Origin of the sequence: Comamonas aquatilis, assembly GCF_965139575.1 — a bacterium.
Taxonomy (GTDB): domain Bacteria; phylum Pseudomonadota; class Gammaproteobacteria; order Burkholderiales; family Burkholderiaceae_C; genus Comamonas; species Comamonas aquatilis.
In genome coordinates this window covers 13,665-35,139 of record NZ_CBCSIW010000011.1, presented here as the reverse complement: position 1 = coordinate 35,139, position 21,475 = coordinate 13,665, and the positions used below count along the sequence as shown (strand labels likewise).

At 54.3% G+C, this 21,475-nt stretch carries 17 protein-coding genes; all 17 read left to right on the top strand.

The window, feature by feature from the left end; genetic code table 11:
- The first annotated feature begins 576 nt into the window (after positions 1-576).
- Positions 577-1,998: a mannose-1-phosphate guanylyltransferase/mannose-6-phosphate isomerase gene (locus ACNAZA_RS13800; protein ID WP_415797130.1), complete on the top strand. Its 1,422-nt coding sequence runs from the start codon at positions 577-579 to the stop codon at positions 1,996-1,998.
- Positions 1,999-2,583: 585 nt separating this feature from the next.
- Positions 2,584-3,588 (top strand): WcbI family polysaccharide biosynthesis putative acetyltransferase, encoded by a 1,005-nt coding sequence (locus tag ACNAZA_RS13795; RefSeq protein WP_415797129.1) that lies wholly within the window; start codon positions 2,584-2,586, stop codon positions 3,586-3,588.
- 236 nt (positions 3,589-3,824) lie between these two features.
- Positions 3,825-5,348, top strand: a complete 1,524-nt coding sequence (locus ACNAZA_RS13790) for a glycosyltransferase family 2 protein (protein ID WP_415797128.1) — start codon at positions 3,825-3,827, stop codon at positions 5,346-5,348.
- 369 nt (positions 5,349-5,717) lie between these two features.
- Positions 5,718-7,988, top strand: coding sequence for a capsular polysaccharide biosynthesis protein (locus ACNAZA_RS13785; protein ID WP_415797127.1), 2,271 nt, complete (start codon positions 5,718-5,720; stop codon positions 7,986-7,988).
- A gap of 109 nt (positions 7,989-8,097) precedes the next feature.
- The gene (locus tag ACNAZA_RS13780; RefSeq protein WP_415797126.1) at positions 8,098-9,510 is read left to right on the top strand and encodes a capsule biosynthesis protein; all 1,413 of its coding nucleotides are present in this window, start codon (positions 8,098-8,100) and stop codon (positions 9,508-9,510) included.
- Positions 9,507-10,715 (top strand): hypothetical protein, encoded by a 1,209-nt coding sequence (locus ACNAZA_RS13775; RefSeq protein ID WP_415797125.1) that lies wholly within the window; start codon positions 9,507-9,509, stop codon positions 10,713-10,715. The genes ACNAZA_RS13780 and ACNAZA_RS13775 overlap by 4 nt, the downstream gene beginning before the upstream one ends.
- Before the next feature lie 83 nt (positions 10,716-10,798).
- Complete coding sequence (locus tag ACNAZA_RS13770) at positions 10,799-12,130, top strand: cytochrome P450 (protein ID WP_415797124.1); 1,332 nt, start codon at positions 10,799-10,801, stop codon at positions 12,128-12,130.
- Between the two features lie 44 nt (positions 12,131-12,174).
- Complete coding sequence (locus tag ACNAZA_RS13765; RefSeq protein WP_240466976.1) at positions 12,175-12,474, top strand: hypothetical protein; 300 nt, start codon at positions 12,175-12,177, stop codon at positions 12,472-12,474.
- Between the two features lie 175 nt (positions 12,475-12,649).
- Complete coding sequence (locus ACNAZA_RS13760) at positions 12,650-13,165, top strand: hypothetical protein (protein ID WP_415797123.1); 516 nt, start codon at positions 12,650-12,652, stop codon at positions 13,163-13,165.
- A 371-nt stretch (positions 13,166-13,536) separates the two neighbouring features.
- Positions 13,537-14,229, top strand: a complete 693-nt coding sequence (locus ACNAZA_RS13755) for a substrate-binding domain-containing protein (RefSeq protein ID WP_415797122.1) — start codon at positions 13,537-13,539, stop codon at positions 14,227-14,229.
- Positions 14,230-14,412: 183 nt separating this feature from the next.
- The gene (locus tag ACNAZA_RS13750) at positions 14,413-15,768 is read left to right on the top strand and encodes an MFS transporter (RefSeq protein WP_415797121.1); all 1,356 of its coding nucleotides are present in this window, start codon (positions 14,413-14,415) and stop codon (positions 15,766-15,768) included.
- A 55-nt stretch (positions 15,769-15,823) separates the two neighbouring features.
- Complete coding sequence (locus ACNAZA_RS13745; RefSeq protein ID WP_415797120.1) at positions 15,824-16,852, top strand: amidohydrolase family protein; 1,029 nt, start codon at positions 15,824-15,826, stop codon at positions 16,850-16,852.
- A 139-nt stretch (positions 16,853-16,991) separates the two neighbouring features.
- Positions 16,992-17,675 (top strand): 4-carboxy-4-hydroxy-2-oxoadipate aldolase/oxaloacetate decarboxylase, encoded by a 684-nt coding sequence (gene ligK / locus ACNAZA_RS13740; RefSeq protein ID WP_415797119.1) that lies wholly within the window; start codon positions 16,992-16,994, stop codon positions 17,673-17,675.
- Positions 17,676-17,855: 180 nt separating this feature from the next.
- A complete protein-coding gene (locus ACNAZA_RS13735; RefSeq protein WP_415797118.1) occupies positions 17,856-18,773 on the top strand; it encodes an amidohydrolase family protein in 918 nt (305 codons plus the stop codon).
- Between the two features lie 181 nt (positions 18,774-18,954).
- Complete coding sequence (gene ligA, locus ACNAZA_RS13730) at positions 18,955-19,413, top strand: protocatechuate 4,5-dioxygenase subunit alpha (RefSeq protein ID WP_120967644.1); 459 nt, start codon at positions 18,955-18,957, stop codon at positions 19,411-19,413.
- 3 nt (positions 19,414-19,416) lie between these two features.
- The gene (locus ACNAZA_RS13725) at positions 19,417-20,286 is read left to right on the top strand and encodes a class III extradiol dioxygenase subunit beta (RefSeq protein ID WP_120967646.1); all 870 of its coding nucleotides are present in this window, start codon (positions 19,417-19,419) and stop codon (positions 20,284-20,286) included.
- Positions 20,287-20,385: 99 nt separating this feature from the next.
- Entirely contained in the window at positions 20,386-21,345 is a 960-nt protein-coding gene (locus ACNAZA_RS13720; protein WP_415797117.1) for a Gfo/Idh/MocA family oxidoreductase, read from the top strand.
- Positions 21,346-21,475 lie beyond the last annotated feature (130 nt).

Below are 21,475 nucleotides of genomic sequence, written 5' to 3'. Positions count from 1 at the left end.
TTTTCCAAAAATAATAGCTTTAGCCTGAGGTGTGCTCTATTTTAAATCACGTAAGATTTTTATTGGTAGAAGCCTCCTTAGCGTATATATCTATGTTTAAGTAATAAATCTAATGTTTTTGAAAATTCGCTGTATATTTTTTGCTTGAATCACATTTTCTGCCGAAAAAGTGCCTCGCTTATTAAACCGCAACGGTATGGATTCCTGAAGAATGAGTCATGCAGGGCCTACTGGTTTTATTTAAGGGCCATTTTGATTAGATCATTTGCAATAACGTCAGATAAAATAATAATCAGAATTGCTAATGTGCTTCGTTCTCTGGTATTGGTCGATTGATTATTTCATTGGCCAAAAAATAACGAAAAAAAGGTAAGGTGGGATTAGCGTTGAAACAGTAATGTGTGTTCAAGTAAATCATAAGATTTTCTGATTTCGGCTATTTGAAACGGAAAAGCATACCGCCTATTTTTCTGGCTTATAAGTTTCATTTCGAAAAATATCATAAAACTCAATATACCTGCCCTATACTGTTCGATCTGAACTGTTGAAGGGTTGAAATCTTAAATAGGTTTTAATATGACTCTAACTATTCCCGTCATTATGGCAGGCGGTACAGGCACCCGTCTGTGGCCGCAGTCGCGCGAGCAAAGGCCTAAACAGTTTCTGGCGCTGGCACCAGATGGGCAAGGCACCATGCTGCAAGCCACGATGCAGCGACTGAATGGGCTTGGCTTGGCTGAGCCGCTGCTAATTTGTAACGAAGCCCACCGCTTTTTGGCCGCTGAGCAGTTGCGTGCTATCGGCCACGAAGGGGCTCGAATTTTGTTGGAGCCAGCAGGTCGTAATACGGCGCCGGCGATTGCCCTCGCTGCCCTACAGGCTACCCGCGGCGGTTCTGATGCGGTGTTGCTGGTCTTGGCTGCAGACCATGTGATTCCGAATGCGACGGAGTTCCAGCGTTGCATCAAACTCGCGCTGCCAATTGCACAAGCGGGCAAGTTGGTTACCTGTGGCGTGGTACCAACTCATGCGGAAACAGGTTATGGCTACATCGAGAAAGGCGCACCGATCGGTGATAGCGGCGGCTTTGCAGTCAACCGTTTTGTTGAAAAACCCGATGTAACTACCGCACAGATGTACTTGTCAAGCGGGCACTTTCTATGGAATAGCGGGATGTTCGTGTTTAAGGCTAGCCGCTATCTGCAGGAGTTGGGACGTTTCGCTCCTGAGATACTGCGTGCCTGCCAGGCTGCTATGGACGGCGCTCAGGAAGACTTAACCTTTGTGCGTGTGGGCAAGGCTGAGTTTGAAGCATGTCCGTCGGACTCGGTGGACTACGCGGTGATGGAAAAGACGGCTGATGCCGTGGTGGTTCCGTTGGATGCGGGCTGGAGTGACGTGGGTTCATGGTCGGCACTTTGGGATGTGAGCCCGAAGGATGCCGCAGGCAATGTGCTGCGTGGCGATGTGCTTATGCATGACAGCACTGGGACCTATGTGCATGCCGGCAGCCGATTGGTGGCGACGGTAGGGGTGCAAGATTTGGTGGTGGTGGAAACCAAAGATGCGGTAATGGTGGCCCACAGGAGTCAGGCGCAAGAGGTTAAAAAGATAGTGGATCGGCTCAAGGTTTCGGGGCGAGATGAGCACCACAATCACCGTGAGGTGTATCGACCCTGGGGCGTATACGACAGCATCGACAACGGGACGCGTTATCAGGTCAAACGCATCACGGTTAAGCCAGGTGCAAAGCTCTCTGTGCAGAAGCATCACCATCGTGCGGAGCACTGGATCGTGGTCAGTGGCACGGCACAAATTACTAATGGTGACAAGACATATCTGCTGACGGAGAACCAGTCCACTTACATCCCGGTGGGCCAGGTACATGCTCTGGAGAATCCTGGAAAAATTCCACTGGAGTTGATAGAGGTGCAATCGGGCTCTTATCTAGGTGAGGACGATATCGTTCGGTTTGAAGACAGGTATGGTCGCTCCTGATTTTTTGACTAATGCCCAGCCAAAGATGCAAAGCCGTTCCTGATTAATAATGGTGATGTGCTGAAAATTTACGCAATGCTGTTGTGAAATTTTATCGCATATGCAAAGAATTTGAAGTGGATGAAATCTTACTCCGCAACCCTTGGGTGATCGGGATTTTTCGTGCGTTGATGATAGATGAATGAATAATTCCCGGAAATCGTCAGTCTCAGGATTTATAGCGCGGTTGAAGGTCAATGCATTGAAGTGGCATTATGCCTCTATCGGAGGATAAGCTGATTTTTCTCACATTTGATGCATGATTTGTACGTTTCCCAGCTACTGGTGATGTGACTGTAGTCAGTCATGTGGAGGATAAGATTAGCTATTTTTCATAGAATCCACACATAAAATCTATTCGATGGTAATTACTGGTGTCGACGAAGTTATTTTGTGAGAGGTTTATATATAAAGAATTTTTTTGAGAGTTGTTCTGTTTATTTTCAATAAATAACGCTACCTAGAAGGTCTATTGTTTTATTTTTATAGATCGATATGGGGAATGTATTTTTGAAATTTGTTTGTGTGAATTATTTTGCTGCATAAATGAATGTATTAATATATGGCGGATGCCATGCAGAGGTTATTAGGCGCTCACTTGAGAAATATGCGCTTGGCGAGCATAAATTTCAAAAGATAGTCAATTTTAGTCTTATTGCTTCTAGAGTTAGTTTCCCATATGATATTTTAAAAAATATTGATCTTGTTGTTTTTAATCCAATACATAACAAGGGTGAATGGAATACGCTTCACCTTGAGGAGTATTGTTTTGTTAATGGGGTGAGATTAATAAAATACCCGTGGTTGCAATGGGGGGGGTATTGGCCTCATGCTGCTCAAAGGCGATGGGGAGATGTCAAGGAATGGTCTATCCCATTGATACGTAAAGAATCTGAAAAATATGAGAGTATTTCGGAAAATTACTGCTCGATATTCAATGAAGGGGTAATTTCTCAAGCAGCTTCTGGCTGGCTGGACAAAACGACTCAGTTTCTTCGTGATGCGGAAAAGCGCGGCTCGGTCGATATTAGCATAGTGGATTGGGTATATGGTAGATATAAAGAAAAGCGACTTTTTCAAACGCCAGATCACCCATGTACGGAACTTTATAAATATGTAATAGGCAATATTGCCTCCGCAGCTGGATTGACTTTGGATAAGAGTTTTTTCCATATATCTGCTGAGTTGCAGCCTGGGGTGATGACTCCAATATTACCGAATGTTGCGAGTGCTTTGCATCTTAACTTCACTGGAGGCGAATGGCGTCACGATGAAATTTGGGGTGACTCCGAATTAACGCTTCGAGATTTTGTAGATTCTCATTTTAGAAAATCGCCGTTGTTGCTTGGTAAAGCCATTGTTAAAACGGTAAGAAAAGATATATTGGGGAAGAGGGCTATAGTTCCCGCCGGAAAAAAATTTCTTCTGGAGAAAATGCCTAACAATAGTGTTCGGCATCATCATTTGTGCAATATAAGGCTTGCTGATGGTGGTGCGCAGCAGTCTCTGTTATATAAGCCTCACTGGGCCTATTTTGAGCCCGAATTTTGATTGAAAATTTCAAGAGATTTCTGCATAGATTGGTGTTTTTTTATTCTTGCGATGCTAAGTATCAGCTGGCAGTGATATGGAATTTTGATGAATAATTTCTCGAGCGCATTTTTGTTAAAATTTGGATATATATTTTAATATATAAACATAAATGATTTATTCCCGTTGAATTAACGATCGACATTATTTGATTATTGTCAATCCTGAAATAAAACGAATGAATTGGTATATATTAATTGCGAAATTTTAGTGTTGAATATTTAGTTCGAATTGATTGGTATTTCTTGATGTTTAGTTACTTATCTAGTCTTTTGCATGCTGTTCAAGGTCGGTTTTCTCATTCTATGGCAGTAATGCCGCATCATGCAGCCACCAATTACAGCTGGGCGCCTTGGGTATATTACCGTTTGGGAATGTATGCAACTGTTGCAGATTTTCAGAGTCTACATTGCGATTGGCGTACTGCTATGGCACGGGCTGTGTCTTTAGCTGCATGTGGGCATAGAGAGGAGGCGAAGACATTGGTTTTTGCAGCGCGCGGGCGGTTGGATTGCCGCCCTTTTCTCGTGCCGTTGGCGGATGCACTGGCGCCTTTCATGCCGGAGCAGGCTCTCGACATATTGCAAGACACCAATGCCCCGCCAGCGCTGCTTTCTGCCTTGCTGCTGCGTGTAGGGCGAGCGGACGAGGCTGCCGCGGTGCTGTGTAAAGCTATTGGAGCTGGGCAGGCGGACAAGTGGCCGGAGCTGCATTTGTACCAATCGAATGCCTTGAGTGAAGAGCCGCAACCTCAGTTGGCGCGGCTTAATGCATTTTTGCAAGCAAAACAGGTGCCACCGCTAGTCTTACGTGATCAATCCTTGCCGCCCGGGCCTTGCAATGTGCAGATGGCAGAGGCAGCAGTGGGCGTGTATGGGCCACTGGTCAGCGTGTTGATGACAACATTTCGCACAGGTGCACGAGCCGGGGTTGCCATTGAATCTGTGTTGCAGCAGAGTTATCGAAATATTGAACTGATCGTGGTGGACGATGCCAGCGGCGATGACACGCCCGATATCGTGCAGGCTTGGGCTGAGAGGGACAAGCGCGTCAAGTTGATTCGCTTGCTGAGCAACGGCGGCACTTATCTGGCTAAGAGCGTGGGTCTGCAAATGGCGCGAGGGGAGTTTGTCACTTGCCACGATTCGGATGACTGGTCGCATCCGTTGAAGATTGAACGGCAAGTGCAGCCTTTGCTGGACAACAAGAAATTGGTAGCCACAACCTCGCATTGGGTACGTATGCAGGATGATGGGGTGTTCTATGCGCGGCCGGTGCATTCTTTGATGCGCTTGAACCCATCGTCGCCGTTGTTCAGGCGTAAGCAAGTGCTGGCGCAGGCTGGCGCTTGGGATTGCGTGCGCACAGGTGCCGATAGCGAGTTTTTGGCACGGCTACGCCTGGTTTTTGGCAGGCATTCCATCAAGAGGATTACGCAGCCGCTGGCCTTGGGGTCGCACAGAGCAGACTCATTGATGACTGCATCTAGCACCGGCTATTCGGATACGGGCATTTCGCCTCAGCGGTTGGCATATTGGGAGGCATGGTCGCGTTGGCATATCGACGCTTTGCGCGACAAAGACCTTCCTCGATTGCCACTGGATATGGCTCGCTTGGCGACGGATCGGCTTTTCTTTGCCCCTGCTGGAGTTGCTCTAAGTGCTTCGGATGTGACTGCATGTCTAGCGAGCGTGGAGTATGGCAGGACCACCTCAGAGTGAGGGCATCTGTATCTGGCAATCTGGGCCTTGGAGCGTGAATGTGCAGTTGAAAGGCGTTGTGCGCGGGAGCGCTAGAGAATGCTCGCGAGGTGCTGAATGTTGTGCTGGGGGGGGCGTGAGCCTAGCGCAGAAATTTACGAAGGCGCTAAGTTTTTCGCTTAAACGCTTAGGGAGTGTTTAATTGCATTTGAGCGGGCATGTACAGCAAATTTCACGTGCAGTTGCGGCCGATGTTCGAGTTATGAGCACCGCGATCTATTTGCGTCTTGAGTGATCTGCGCGATATGGTGGAAGGTAGCGAAGGACACTAGCTGTTTGGATAAAGCAGTTCTTTCCCAGAGACTGGCCTATTGAGAAGGGCTGTCGAGGTTGGCAGCAGATGCCTATCTTCAAGGTGAGTTGCCGCAGAATTTGGCAGGGTTGTCTGAAAAACATGTTGTTCTTGATTCTTGGGAGATTTGCATGAACTCGAGGTGGATGAAGGCTGTGCACGAGTCTTTTCATCGGCGAGTGAAGCTCGCTAGCCCAAGGCCTATTGCATTTGAGAAATCTGTGACAAGAAGAATTGGTATTTTTTCGAGGGGAATACTAAAGATTCCTAAGCTTGAGGTATTGCTAGAGGCCACACCTGTGCGGTTGCTTGATTGGCGTGTGGTCGTGGTTGACGCGGTAGCCGGCTGGGGTTTAAGACCTAGTACGCGCAAGGCATTAGCTCATACCGGTAAGCATGGTCTGCAGTATGTAGCGCTGGAGGACGGATTTCTACGCTCTTTCGGTACGGGTGAACATTACCCGCCGTTATCGCTAATAGTTGATGACCAAGGTATTTACTACGACTGCACACGACCTAGCGCGTTGGAGCGTTTGCTGTGCAGTGATACGGATGTGCTTTCGCCAGACGCATCCTTGGCGTGTCAAGCCCGTGAGCAGTTGCTGACTGCAGGTCTGAGCAAGTACAACCATGCTCCGGATTTGCCTGAAGGCTTATTGCGCACCAGTGATACGCAGAGAGTGTTAGTGGTGGATCAGACGGCGGGCGATATGAGCGTGACGCTGGGTGGTGCGGATACTACAACCTTTAAGGCCATGCTGGCGGCTGCGCTGGCTGAGAACCCCAAAGCTACTGTATATGTCAAGACTCATCCGGAAGTGTCTTCCGGTCGCAAGAGAGGTTATCTGGCAGATGTGCAGCCTGATGAGAGAACCGTATTGTTGCGCAATGCAGTGAGTCCAATGAGCTTGATCGCCAGGATGGACAAGGTTTATGTTATTAGTTCTACCATGGGTTTTGAAGCCTTGCTGGCAGGCAAGCCGGTGACTTGCTTTGGTGTGCCTTGGTATGCAGGTTGGGGTGTGACAGATGATCGACAGCTCACGCATCCCGCCCTGGTGCGTCGCGCAGGGCGCGCGCGTACGGTTGATGAGCTGTTTGCCGCAGCTTATATGCGCTACACGCGCTACCTTAATCCTGAGACGCAGCAACTAGGTTCAATTGTGGAGGTGATAGAGTGGTTGGAGTGTCAGCGGAGGATGGCGCGGCGCTTTTCAGGCCGAATGATCTGCGTGGGTTTTCCTCGCTGGCGGGCCTGGAACTTTCGCGAAATGTTGTCTTTGCAGCCGGGGAGCGTGATGCATGCGCGCAGTGCTAGTGCAGCAGCAGCAATGCAGCCGAAAGAAGGCGATTGTCTGGTTTGCTGGGGCAGGGTCCCTCCTGAAGGGGTTCAGGAATTGTCTGAAGCCTCTGGAGCACGCCTGCTGAGGATGGAAGATGGCTTTGTGCGTTCCGTGGGGCTGGGTTCGGACTTGATTCCACCCCAGTCCTTTGTACTTGATGCCCAAGGCATTTATTTCGACCCAAGTCAGCCTTCTGAACTGGAGGGGCTGCTCAATACGCGGGCTTTCACCGTTCAGGATCTTGAGCGTGCCAGGAATGTGCGCGCCTTCATCGTCAAGTACGGCATCACCAAGTACAACCTGGAACCCAATCTTTCCGTGGATTGGCCGATAGATGGCAGGCAAGTGGTTTTGGTGCCGGGTCAGGTGGAGGATGATGCTTCCATTCGCTTTGGATGTGACTCCAAAGGCGTACATACTAATCTGGGGCTAATCCAAGCTGCACGTGCAGCGTTCCCTGCTGCATTCATTGTCTTCAAACCACACCCCGATGTAAGCAGCGGCAATCGCAATGGGCATGTCGACAAAGTTCAAGTGTTGAAGCATGCCGATTACATAGAGCTTGATGCTTCGGTTGTCAGTTGTATCGAGGCTTGTGATGCAGTGGTGACGATGACGTCTTTGACGGGCTTTGATGCCTTACTCCGTGGCAAACATGTGTTGGTGCATGGCCGGCCTTTTTATGCAGGCTGGGGATTGACAGAGGATGTGCTCCCGGTCCCAAGGCGGAAAAGACAACTTTCGATGGATGAATTGGTTGCCGGAGCTTTGCTGCACTATCCCTTGTACTGGGATCCGTTGCTCAAAGGCTACACGACTTGTGAGGCAGTTTTACTCAGGCTACGGGAGGAGCGCGATGACCGCGCTGCAGACGGCTCTCTTCAGAAACTCAGGTATGGGGCGATCCGACGCAAATTAAGAAAAATAGTCATTTTGTTTCAATCTTGTTTTTTTAACCACAATTGAAGCGATATGTGACCTTTATCATTCTGGTCGTGATTACGGGTTTTAGTTGCTAGATTTTCTGCATCGCACATGCGATGCATTATTTTTTTACAGTTTTTGAGGGGCTGTTTTGGAGAAAGTAAGCAATTCCGGCTTTAAAAATAAAAGAGTATTACTGCTCCAAGGACCTGTAGGTCCATTTTTCTCAAATCTGGCTAGAGATTTGCGAAATGCAGGAGCAGAAGTTCTCAAATACAACTTCAATGCAGGAGACTGGTTGTTCTATCCCACTGGGGCCCAGAGCTTCAAGGGAGCAATCGAAGACTGGTTGCCTGAGCTCAAGAGGTTTGTTCTTGCGCAAGCCATTGATGCAGTGTTGCTGTTCGGAGACTGCAGGCCTGTGCACGCAGGAGTCAGAAAACTCGGTCAGCAAATGGGCTTTGCCGTAGGGGTGTTCGAAGAAGGCTATTTGCGGCCTGACCATGTGACATTTGAGCCGATTGGAGTCAACGGTCATTCGCAGTTTCATACAACTTTGGAGTCCTGGCTCAGCTCCGTGGTGGCTGCAAGTGTCAGCTCGTCGGGCAACGAGGACCATGGTGATTGCATCAAGACCGTATCTGGCCACCAGCCGGTAGGTCGCTCCTATTGGCATGGGGCGATGTGGGGCATGCTTTATTTTTTTGCCGCATGGCTTGCTCAGTGGTTTTGGAACAATAGCTTACACCACCGCAAGATGTCGATTGTTGACGCTCCTTGGTGGTGGCTGTCTTATGGACGCAAGGCTTGGTATTGCATTGCCGAGCGTGGTGTTGAGCAGCGGCTGACAGATGAAAAGCACGATCAATTTTTTCTGGTGCCGCTGCAAGTGCATAACGATGCACAAATCACCGTGCATTCAGACTATGAGTCGGTTTGCAGTTTTATCGACCATGTCATGAGCTCTTTTGCCGCTGCGCTGCGTAGATCCACGGCGGGAACAGACAGTGCCTTTAACGTCCTTGCTTCGTTGGCAGATGATCTGTTGGTGTTCAAGCACCATCCCATGGACAGAGGACACAGAGACTATTCCAAGGTCATACGTTTGTTGACAAAACGTTATGGACTTGAAGAGCGTGTGCTCTACATACACGACCAGCATTTGCCCAGCCTGCTGAAGGCGGCCAAGGGTGTTGTTTTGGTCAACAGTACCACGGGGCTGTCGGCGTTGGGGCATGATGCGCCCGTGAAAGTCTGTGGGAGTGCCTTGTATGACATGCCTGGGCTGACCTATCAAGGAAGTCTGAGAGATTTCTGGTTTGCTGCACCATCTGCCAAGCCTGACAAGGATGTGTTGAGGCGTTTCAAAAAAGCATTGCTTGAGAGAACGCAGCTCAATGGCAATTTCTATAAAAAGCTGTCTATATGCCAGTGGCGCTGCGGCGTGATGCTGCAAGGGCAGATGGCCCAGCGTCTGTGGCCTGAACACAATGTGCTGTCGCAACAAATCATCCGGAAACATCTGCCTGAGCCGTTGGCGCAAGAGGTAAATACAGGTCAATGATCGAGAAAAGTAATACAGGGCCTTTACGCTTGGTGGTGTTCGTTGGAGGATTTGATCCAAGGGGAGGGCGCTACTACCACCGCTTGTGCGCCCAGCAAGCCAAGCTGCAGGCGCAGGTGGACCAGGCCGTTTATTCAGTGGGTGAACTTAAAGCGCTTCAGGTGAGTGAAGAAGGCAAGGCGCATTCGGTGTGGAGTTTGGGAGGGTCTTCTCCAAGCGCTTGCGAGTATGTGTTTTTTGACTGGACCGACCATATACGCACGCATTGGCCCAAGTCGCTTTATGCCGTGTGCAAGGCAGGTCTTCGAACTTATGGAGAAGCGCTGATCAGCTGGCGCAGTCTTCGTTCGTTGGGCGCGGCCCTTCCCTATACCTTGCTTGCCTTTGTCTATCCGCTGATCTTCATGCTGCTGCTCGGCTTGCTCGGAATAGCATGTCTTTACGGTGTCTGGCATGCGAATACAGACTGGCCATGGTGGAGCCGTGCCCTGGCTTGCCTGGGTGTAGTTGCTGTGATCGGGTGGGGTGGGAAAAAGCTGGATGGCTTGTTGCACATCAGCTGGCTGCTCAGGATTTTTAACTTTGCACGTTCAAGTGCCAGAACTTCAGCGCCCGGTACGACAGAACAAGAGCGCATTCACGATATGGCCCAATGGCTTGCGCAACGAGTTCGGCAACAACCCGATTTGGAGTTGGTTGTGTTGGGCTTCAGCGTGGGAAGTGCTCAGTCCATCCAACTGCTGGATGCACTGTCTGATGCATTGCGCAGCTCAGATGTGGCGCCAGTGAAAGACCGGGTGACATTGCTGACCCTGGGCAATTGCATTCCCTTGTTCTCGTTCTTCCCGACGGCTGGTAGTTTTCGTTCAAGTGTGAGCAAGGTCGCCGCTGACCCCGAAATTTACTGGGTGGATATCTCCTCCCCGGGTGACAGCGTAAGCTTTGGCATGTGCGATTTATTGCGGTTGGCGTTACCCGACGCGTCTCCTGCGAATGAGTCTTGCGTCAATCCTCGTCATATGTGCACTCCGCGCTTTCACAAGCTGTTTGAGCCTCGCCGTTATCGCTTCATTCGGCGCAATAAGATGCGCATGCATTTTCAGTATCTGATGGCCTCCGAAAAAGCCGGAGCCTACAATTTTTTTGCCATGCTCACTGCGCCCACCTCTGTGCGCCAATACGTAGAAAAGTTTCTGGTTCGATGAGTCGTTTTTGCCCCGTATATCCCAAGCCCCATCCTGAGAAAGCCTCCAAGCTCAAGATGTTTTTGCATGCCCGGCGTTCCTGGATGGATGCCTTGTTTGAACGCAGCTACTCCATGCAAATGGGTGAGGTTCATCTGCCTGGCGTGGATCTGTACATGGTCAATGACACCAAGGAAATCAAGCGTGTGATGCAAACGCAGGCGCAGGATTTTCCTAAAAGTCATCTGCTGCATGAGTCCTTGAAGCCCTTGCTCGGGGACAGTATTTTTACGACCAATGGGGCGCTTTGGCAGAGTCAGCGTTCCATGATGAATCCCGCTTTTGAGCAGGCACGGCTGAATGTCGCATTCCCGCGCATGCTGGGTGCAGCCAACGCCATGCTAGAGCGGCTGGCCGAGCAGCAAACACAAGTGCCGTATGACATAGAAGTCGAAATGACGCATGTCACTGCCGATATTATTTTTCGCACGATTTTCTCCATGCCCATGCAGGGCGCTGATGCGCACCAGGTGTTTCATTCATTTGCGCACTACCAGGCACTGGCACCCAAATTGATGCTCCCGGCGCTATTTGGCATTCGCTGGCTCAAACTACCCTGGCTCAATTGGCAAAGCAAAAAATCCGCGAAGAAAATCCGCAATCTGCTGCATTCCATGATCAAGCCGCGCTATGAGGCGCATATGCGTGGCGAATCTGGCGAGCACGAGGATATTTTGGCGGCCTTCATGACCGCCAAGGATCCTGAAACCGGCAAAGCATTTACTGAATCCGAATTGGTGAATCAGGTGGCCATGCTGTTTTTGGCCGGCCATGAAACCTCTGCCAGTGCTCTGACCTGGGCTTGTCATCTTTTGGCCAATTCGCCCGATATTCAGGCGAGAGCGCGCTTGCAAATCGATGAGGTGTTTGCCGGGCGCGAGCCTACGCAGGCAGATATGAAAAGCCTGCCTTTGCTGTGGAATATTTTCAGGGAGACTTTGCGCCTGTTCCCTCCGGTGGGTTTTTTTGCCCGGGAAAATACCAGTGCCTGCCCTATGCGCGGGAAGCAGCTCAAGCCGCACAGCACGGTGGTGGTGGCTCCCTGGCTGCTGCAGCGCCACCGCAAATGGTGGAAGGAGCCCGATGCTTTCGATCCAGACCGCTTTGACAGACAGGAGAGCAAGGAGGCCATCAAGCACGCATATATGCCGTTCAGCATGGGACCTAGAGTCTGCTTGGGGGCCGCTTTTGCGTTGCAGGAAGCGGTTCTCATCTTGGCATGTTTGTTGAGAGAGTATGAGCTTTTGCCGGTGGACGACCATGTGCCCCAGCCTGTGGGACGCTTGACAATCCGTTCTGAAAACGGAGTGCAGGTGCAACTGAAAAAACGCAACCCGCTAGAGCTTGCTGAGGGCGCGACGGGTGTATCGGCATGAAAGAGCGCTTAGCGGGGTTTGCGCTGATGTGCGCCATTGTGCCCATGGCATTTTTGGGCTACCTGCTTTTGGTCATCGTGGGTTTTTGCGGCAAGGCGGAGCGTGGCCGTTCGGGCGTCAGAGCCCTGGATCACTTTGTCAACGCAACCTTGTTCAATGGTTATGCATGGGAGAGTGTCTCGTCACATGCCTGGCGTGAACGCGAGAACAAATCCTGGGCGCGCGCAGTCATCAAATTAACCGATTGCTTCCAGAAAGACCATTGCATGCGGGCGAACAAGCGTGAGCAGCCGGTGGTGGACTTGATCCTGAAAAAAGGACTGGATAGACAAACGATTCGATAGCATGTACCCGGGCCGATGAGGTGCAATGTCAGCCAAATCATGGCTGGAAACGTTGCTTGTAGATGACGGTACGAGTTGAAGGCGAGCTTGGTTCCAAGTCTCAGCCTTCTACCCAGCCTCCCATCCCATCCCGCGCCTTGCTCGCAGCGGCACTTCACAACGACTTCAGTCCCCTATGTCTATTCATCGATTTTCTGTGCACGGCTTGGCTGTTCTGGCATTGCTGCTGGGGGCCGCTGCGGCGCATGCCCAGGCCTATATCAGCGGTGCCATATCCGGGCAGCTGGCACCTGGTGTCTACGGGCGGGTGGATATTGGCAATGCGCCGCCGCCGGCGCTGATGTATGCGCAGCCCATGCTGGGCATGCCCGGCGCCAGGGCGATGCCCCATGCGCAACCGATCTATCTGTGGGTGCCGCCCGATCATTCACGCAATTGGCGCCGCTACTGCGGGCGCTACAGCGCTTGCGGTCAGCAGGTGTATTTTCTGCGAAACGCACCCCCGCATTGGCGTGAAGCGCGACGCGATCGCCATGACCATCATCACGGCCGTGGCTGGGAGCGTGAACGCCATGACGAGCGCCGCTGGCAACGTGAGGAACGCCGCGAAAGAGATTGGGACAGGGACGGGCGGGGCGGACGCGGTCACGGCAACGGTCATGGGCGCGGGCATGATCGTCATGATGACTAAATCCAAGGGTTAACCATTGTTTTTACTGTTGCTTACGCACAGCATTTAAAACAATGAATTCCTGATTTGATAGCGCTTACCTCTTTTGTTTAAAAGAGATAAGCGCTTTTTTATTGCCTATCTTTGTTTGGAATATGAGGCGTCTTGGCTATGCTTTGCAGGCATAGCTGCTAGCCCGGCAGCTGGCTAGTCCGGCTGGGTGATGACGCACACAATAGCTTTATCTGTTGTTGAGTCAAAGCTGTCATGCTGCAAAACGTCCATCCCTGCATGCCGAACTGCGGGGCTATCCCTTCATTCAAGCCCCTGTATCTAGATCAAGGTCGATCTGCGTCTGCGTTGCATGCGGCCATGGCTCTGAGGGGTAAGGCATGAGCATGGTTCTTCGCGGTATTTCTTCCATGGCCACACGCCAGGTGCTGGCCGAACTGGCGGCAGCATGGCAGGCGCGCGGCGCAGAGTCCGTCACGATTGAATCCGTAGGCGGCGTGGATGCCGCCAAGCGTGTAGCGGCGGGCGATGAAGCATTTGACGTGGTCTTTCTTGCCAATCAAGCCATCGACAAGCTGATCGCTAGCGGCCGCGCCGTGGCCGGCAGCAAGGTGGATCTGGTGCTGTCGAGCACCGTAGTTGCCGTGCCGGCAGACGCGGCACAACCCGACATTTCCAGTGAAGATGCTTTGCGCGCCGCCGTGCTGGCTGCGCCCAGCATCGGCTATTCCACAGGCCCCAGCGGCGTGGCTTTGCAGCAATTGTTCGAACGCTGGGGTATTGCCCAGCAGATCCAGCCTCGCATTGTTCAGGCGCGCCCCGGCGTGCCGGTGGGCTCGCTGGTCGCTTCGGGGGAAGTGGCCTTGGGCTTTCAGCAACTGAGCGAGCTGATTCACGTGGCCGGCATCGCCATCGTCGGTCCGCTGCCTGCGGCTTGCGCCATAGACACCGTGTTTTCAGGCGCCGTGGTGGCGGGCTCGCACCAGGTCGAGGCTGCCCAGCGTCTGCTGGCATTCATGGCTTCGGCCGAGGCCGCAGAGGCCAAGCGGCGTCAGGGCATGGAGCCGGCCTGATTGCACAGCGGCCGCTGTCGGGAATGGCAAGGCCATTTCCTGGCAATTGATTTTCACCATGGAACAAGACAAAGGGCAGATATAGCCCTTCGTGACAGACGCACAGAAGTCTTCGCCGAAGGCTTTGGCGCCCGCCGCGAGATTGGAGCGTGAGGCGACAAAGAGAGGCAACCGAGAACCAATATGACTTCGCAACATTCTTCTGGCAGCGCGGCTTCGTCCGTGGCCAATGTACAAACGGTGCTCAACGAGCATCCGTTTTCCGGCTTTCAATGGGTGATTTTCGCCCTGTGTTTTCTGATCGTGCTGCTCGATGGCTTTGATACTGCCGCCATCGGCTATATCGCTCCTTCGCTGATCTCGGAGTGGGGCGTAAGCAAGCCCGCTTTGGCGCCCGTGCTCAGTGCGGCCCTGTTTGGTCTGGCCGCAGGCGCCATGTGCTCCGGCCCGCTGGCGGACCGGCTAGGCCGCAAGGCGGTGCTGGTGGGTTCGGTGTTTGTGTTTGGAGTGGCCTGCCTGGCTTCAGGCTATTCGCATGACATCACCACCTTGACCGCGCTGCGTTTTGTCACCGGCATCGGCCTGGGCGCCGCCATGCCCAATGCCGTAACCTTGATGAGCGAGTACTGCCCCGATGCTCGCCGTGCCACGCTGACCAATGCCATGTTCTGCGGTTTTCCGCTGGGTGCAGCTTTTGGCGGCTTTCTGGCCGCCTGGATGATTCCGCATTTCGGCTGGCGTAGTGTCTTGCACCTGGGCGGCATTGTGCCGCTGGTGCTGGCCGTGCTCTTGCTGCTGTTGCTGCCCGAGTCGGTGCGATATATGGTGGCCAAGGGCCATTCGGCCGAACGCATTCGCAAGGTGCTCACCCGGATTGCCGGCAATGCCGTGCAAGGCGTGCAGCGCTTCATCATGACCGAAAACAAGCCCGTGACCGAAGGTCAGAGCGGCATGGCCGTGGTGTTGTCCAAACAGTACCGTGTGGGCACCATCATGCTGTGGGTGGCTTACTTCATGGGTCTGGTCATCTTCTATGCGCTGATGAACTGGATGCCGGTGTTGTTCAAGGAAGGCGGGCTGGACCCCAAGACCGGTACGCTGGTGGCGGCGCTGTTCCCACTGGGCGGCGTGGGTGCCGTGGCTTTTGGCTGGCTGATGGATCGCTACAACGCCAACCGCATCATTGCCGTGGGCTATGCGCTGACCGCCTTGTCCATCTGGTGGATTGGTCAGGAAGCCGGCAGCCTGGGCTGGCTGGTGGTCTCGGTGTTTGTGGCCGGCACCATCATGAATACGGCGCAATCTTCCATGCCTGCCTTGGCCGCGGCTTTCTACCCCACCAGCGGTCGCGCCACCGGCGTGGCCTGGATGCTGGGCATAGGCCGCTTTGGCGGCATTGCCGGTTCGTTTCTGGTGGCTGAACTCACGGTGCGCCAGATGAGCTTCAGCCAGATTTTCACCGTGGTTGCCATTCCCGGCTTGATTGCCACAGCGGCCCTGGTCATCAAGCAGCTGGCAAGTCCCAAGTCGCAAGACTGATGCTGAATTTGACGACCCCCTATTTGATTTCCTTCTCATTCAGGAGCGCATAACAATGATCATTGACGTACACGGTCACTACACCACCGCCCCGGCTGCGCTGGGCGTATGGCGCGATCTGCAGATTGCCGGCTTGAAAGACCCATCCCAAGCCCCCAAGGCGGCCGATCTGAAGATCAGCGATGACGAGATTCGCGAAACCATAGAAACCAATCAGCTGCGCCTGATGAAGGAGCGCGGCTCGGATCTGACCATCTTTAGCCCCCGTGCTTCCTTCATGGCTCACCACATCGGTGACTTCGAGACCTCCAGCACCTGGGCCGCCATCTGCAACGAGCTGTGCTTTCGCGTCAGCGAGCTGTTCCCCGAGCACTTCATTCCTGCCGCCATGTTGCCCCAGTCACCCGGCGTGGACCCCGCCACTTGCATTCCTGAGCTGGTCAAGTGCGTGGAGCAATACGGTAATGTCGGTATCAACCTGAACCCCGACCCGTCGGGTGGCCACTGGACTTCGCCCCCGCTGTCCGACCGTAGCTGGTATCCCATCTACGAAAAAATGGTGGAGTACGACATTCCCGCCATGGTTCATGTCTCCACCAGCTGCAACAGCTGCTTTCACACCACCGGTTCGCACTATCTGAACGCCGACACCACGGCTTTCATGCAATGCCTGACCAGCGATCTGTTCAAGGACTTCCCCACGCTGAAGTTCCTGATTCCCCATGGCGGCGGCGCCGTGCCTTATCACTGGGGCCGTTTCCGCGGTCTGGCGCAGGAGATGAAAAAGCCGCTGCTGGAAGAGCATCTACTCAACAACATCTTCTTCGACACCTGCGTCTATCACCAGCCCGGCATCAACCTGCTGACGGAAGTGATTCCTACCAAGAACATTCTGTTTGCCAGCGAGATGATCGGCGCCGTACGCGGTATCGATCCGCAAACTGGCCACTACTACGACGACACCAAGCGCTATATCGAAGCCACGCAGAACCTGACGGCCGAAGAAAAGCAGCAGGTCTACGAAGGCAATGCGCGCCGCGTGTTCACGCGCCTGGACTCGGCCCTCAAGGCCAAGGGTATGTAAGGTCAGCCGTATAGAAAAAAGGAGCGGCTAGCGCAGACCTCACATAGGTTTTAGCTTGTAATCAAATTGAAGTTGATTAAACGCAGGCGCTAGCAGCTCTTATTTTTGATTCAATCACTGCGAAGCAAAGAGGTATTCCATGTACGAACTCGGAGTCGTTTACCGCAATATCCAGCGCGCCGATCGCGCTGCCACCGACGGCCTGGCCGCTCTGGGCTCGGCTACCGTGCACGAGGCCATGGGCCGCGTGGGGCTGCTCAAGCCCTATATGCGTCCCATCTACGCGGGCAAGCAGGTTTCGGGTACGGCAGTGACCGTGCTGCTGCAACCCGGCGACAACTGGATGATGCATGTGGCAGCCGAGCAGATTCAGCCCGGTGACATCGTGGTCGCTGCCGTGACTAGTGAATGCACCGACGGCTATTTTGGCGACCTGCTGGCCACCAGCTTCCAGTCGCGCGGCGCTCGCGCTCTGATCATCGATGCCGGCGTGCGCGATGTGAAGACGCTGCAAGAGATGGACTTCCCGGTCTGGAGCAAAGCGATTTCCTCCAAGGGCTGCATCAAGGCGACGCTGGGCTCGGTCAACATCCCCATCGTCTGCGCCGGCATGCGGGTGACTCCCGGTGACGTGATCGTGGCCGATGACGACGGCGTGGTCTGCGTGCCTGCCGCCAAGGCTGCCCAGGTGCTGGACGTGGCCCGCAAGCGTGAAAGCTTTGAAGGCGAAAAGCGCGCCAAGCTGGCCTCGGGCATCCTGGGCCTGGATATGTACAAGATGCGCGAGCCCTTGGCTGCCGCCGGTCTCAAGTACATCGACTGAAGTCGAGTCACTCCCTGAGGCGCTTTGCGCCTTCCCCCTCTCTGCTTCGCGGAGGAGGACGACAGCCTCGCTGCGGGGCGGTGGGGCCGCCCAGGCCCTTGCTTGCTGTCACTGGCTTAGAACATGCCAGTGCCAAGAGAGTGAATGAAATTTTGAAGAGTGAATTGTTGAGGAATAACAATGAGCCAATTTGAAAAAACCCCCGGCTGGATGGACTGGTACGCCAACCCCAGCAAGCCCAGCTTCAAGCTGCCCGCTGGCGCTGTGGATGCGCACTGCCACGTGTTCGGCCCCGGCAACGAATTTCCTTTCGCGCCCGAGCGCAAGTACACACCTTGCGATGCCAGCAAGGCCCAGCTGTTTGCGCTGCGCGACCACCTGGGTTTTGCGCGCAATGTGGTGGTGCAAGCCACCTGCCACGGTGCGGACAACCGTGCCATGGTCGATGCCTGCAAGGCTTCGGGCGGCAAGGCCCGTGGCGTGGCCACGGTCAAGCGCAGCATTTCGGACGTAGAGCTGCAGGAGCTGCACGACGCCGGTGTGCGTGGTGTGCGCTTTAATTTCGTTAAGCGTCTGGTGGACTTCACGCCCAAGGACGAGTTGCTGGAGATTGCCGGCCGCATCGCCAAGCTGGGCTGGCATGTGGTGATTTACTTTGAAGCCGTGGATCTGCCCGAGCTGTGGGACTTCTTCACCGCACTGCCCACCACCGTGGTCGTCGATCACATGGGGCGCCCCGATGTGAGCAAGGGGGTGGACAGCGAAGAGTTCGCTCTGTTCCTCAAATTCATGCGCGAGCACCAGAATGTGTGGAGCAAGGTATCCTGCCCCGAACGTCTGTCCGTCACCGGCCCCAAGGCGTTGAATGGCGAGCAGAATGCCTACCAGGACGTGCTGCCGTTTGCGCGCCGCGTGGTGGAAGAGTTCCCCGAGCGCGTGTTGTGGGGCACGGACTGGCCGCACCCCAATCTGAAGGACCATATGCCCGACGACGGTCTGCTGGTGGACTTCATCCCCCATATCGCGCCCACGGCCGAGCTGCAGCAAAAGCTGCTGGTGGACAACCCCATGCGTCTGTATTGGCCGGAACTGGCCTGACACCCCCTGAGGCGCTTTGCCTAGGCGGCGCCGCACCTTCCCCTCTCTCGATGCGTTGTACCGGGAGGGGGACGACAGCCTTGCTGCGGGGCGGCCCTTGCTCGCTGTCTCTCGCCTGGGTTGTGCCAGTTTTTGAAGGGCAGGGCAACTTGCCCTTGACAAGGGTTAAGAGGAGAAATTTATGGCATTGGAAAAACCATACCTGGATGTGCCCGGCACCATCATTTTTGATGCCGAGCAGTCCCGCAAAGGCTACTGGATCAACCAGTTTTGTATGTCGCTGATGAAGGCCGAGAACCGCGAGCGTTTTCGGGCCAACGAGCGCGCCTATCTGGATGAATGGGCGATGACGGAAGAGCAAAAACAGGCCGTGCTGGCGCGCGACCTGAACTGGTGCATGCGCACTGGCGGCAACATTTATTTTCTGGCCAAGATCGGCTCCACCGACGGCAAGAGCTTTCAGCAAATGGCGGGCTCCATGACCGGTATGACCGAGGACGAGTACCGCGCCATGATGATTGCCGGCGGCCGATCTGCCGAAGGCAATCGCTATGTGGGCGAGGACGGCGACGCACAGGCGCATCGTCAGCCGCAAGGTGCTGCGGGTGCAGCCGGCAACAAGAACAAGGAAGGCAACTGATTCATGGCTCGCATTACTGCATCTGTTTTCACCTCGCATGTGCCCGCCATCGGCGCCGCCATGGACCTAGGTAAAACCGAGGAAGCCTACTGGCAGCCTCTGTTCAAGGGATATGACTTCTCGCGTCAGTGGATGAAGGACAACAAGCCCGATGTGATTTTTCTGGTCTACAACGACCACGCTACGGCTTTCAGCCTGGACTGCATTCCCACCTTTGCCATCGGCACGGGCGCGGAGTACGAACCCGCAGACGAAGGCTGGGGCCCACGCCCCGTGCCCAAGGTGCAGGGTCACCCCGAGCTGGCGGCGCATATTGCGCAATCCGTGATCCAGCAGGACTTTGACCTGACCATCGTCAACAAGATGGACGTGGACCACGGCCTGACCGTGCCCTTGTCGCTGATGTGCGGCGAGCAAGACCCCAAAACCGGCTCCTGGCCTTGCCCGGTGATTCCGTTTGCCGTCAACGTGGTGCAATACCCCGTGCCTTCGGGTCAACGCTGCTTCAACATCGGCCGAGCGATTCGCAAGGCCATCGAGAGCTACGACGAGGACATCAATGTCCACATCTGGGGCACAGGCGGCATGAGCCACCAACTGCAAGGCGCCCGTGCCGGCCTGATCAATCAGGAATGGGACAACAAGTTCCTGGACCTGCTGATCGAAAACCCCTCGGGTCTGGCCCAGCTGCCGCATATCGACTATGTGCGCGAGGCCGGTTCCGAAGGCATCGAGCTGGTGATGTGGCTAATCGCGCGTGGCGCCATGTCCGACGTGGACAGCCCGGCACCGCTGCCCAAGGTGGCGCACCGTTTCTACCACGTGCCTGCATCGAACACCGCGGTGGGGCATCTGATCCTGGAGAACCAATGAGCGTGCCCCCACGTTCATGGCTTCGCGTATTCACTGCCCCTAACCAATAAGGAACAAGGGGCCTTCGCCTCCTTGAGGCGGCTCTACGGAGACTCATTTATGTCTAAAACCATCAAAGTCGCCCTGGCTGGCGCAGGTGCCTTCGGCATCAAGCATCTGGACGGCATCAAGAACATTGACGGCGTGGAAGTCGTCTCCCTGGTCGGTCGCCGTCTGGACCAGACCCAGGAAGTGGCCGACAAATACGGCATCAAGCATGTGGCCACCGATCTGGCTGAAAGCCTGGCGCTGCCCGAAGTCGATGCCGTGATTCTGTGCACGCCCACGCAAATGCACGCCGAGCAAGCCATTGCCTGCCTGAAGGCCGGCAAGCATGTGCAGGTTGAAATCCCTCTGGCCGATGCCCTGAAGGATGCGCAGGCAGTGGCCGAGCTGCAAAAGCAGACCGGTCTGGTGGCCATGGTCGGCCATACCCGCCGTTTCAACCCCAGCCACCAGTGGGTGCACAAGAAGATCGAGGCCGGCGAGTTCAACATCCAGCAAATGGATGTGCAGACCTATTTCTTCCGCCGCACCAATATGAACGCCCTGGGTCAGGCCCGCAGCTGGACGGATCATCTGCTGTGGCATCACGCTGCACACACGGTGGACCTGTTTGCCTACCAGGCCGGCAGCCCCATCGTCAAGGCCAACGCCGTGCAAGGCCCCATCCACAAGGATCTGGGCATTGCCATGGATATGAGCATTCAGCTCAAGGCCGCCAATGGCGCCATCTGCACACTGAGCCTGTCGTTCAACAACGATGGCCCTCTAGGCACTTTCTTCCGCTACATCGGCGACACCGGCACCTATCTGGCGCGCTACGACGATCTGTACACTGGCAAGGACGAAAAGATTGACGTCTCCAACGTCGATGTGTCCATGAACGGCATCGAGCTGCAGGACCGTGAATTCTTCGCTGCCATCCGCGAGGGCCGCGAGCCCAACTCCAGCGTGCAGCAGGTGTTCAATTGCTACAAGGTCTTGCACGACCTGGAGCAGCAGCTGAACGCTGAATAAGTCCTGGTGACTTGTTGAGCTGTACAAAGGCTGGGGCTGGGCTCCGGCCTTTGTTGTTTGAGCCTGGATATTGGCAAGCTTGTCGAAATTGATAGCTGTATGCGCATGTCAGTCAAGCGCTACAGGCCAA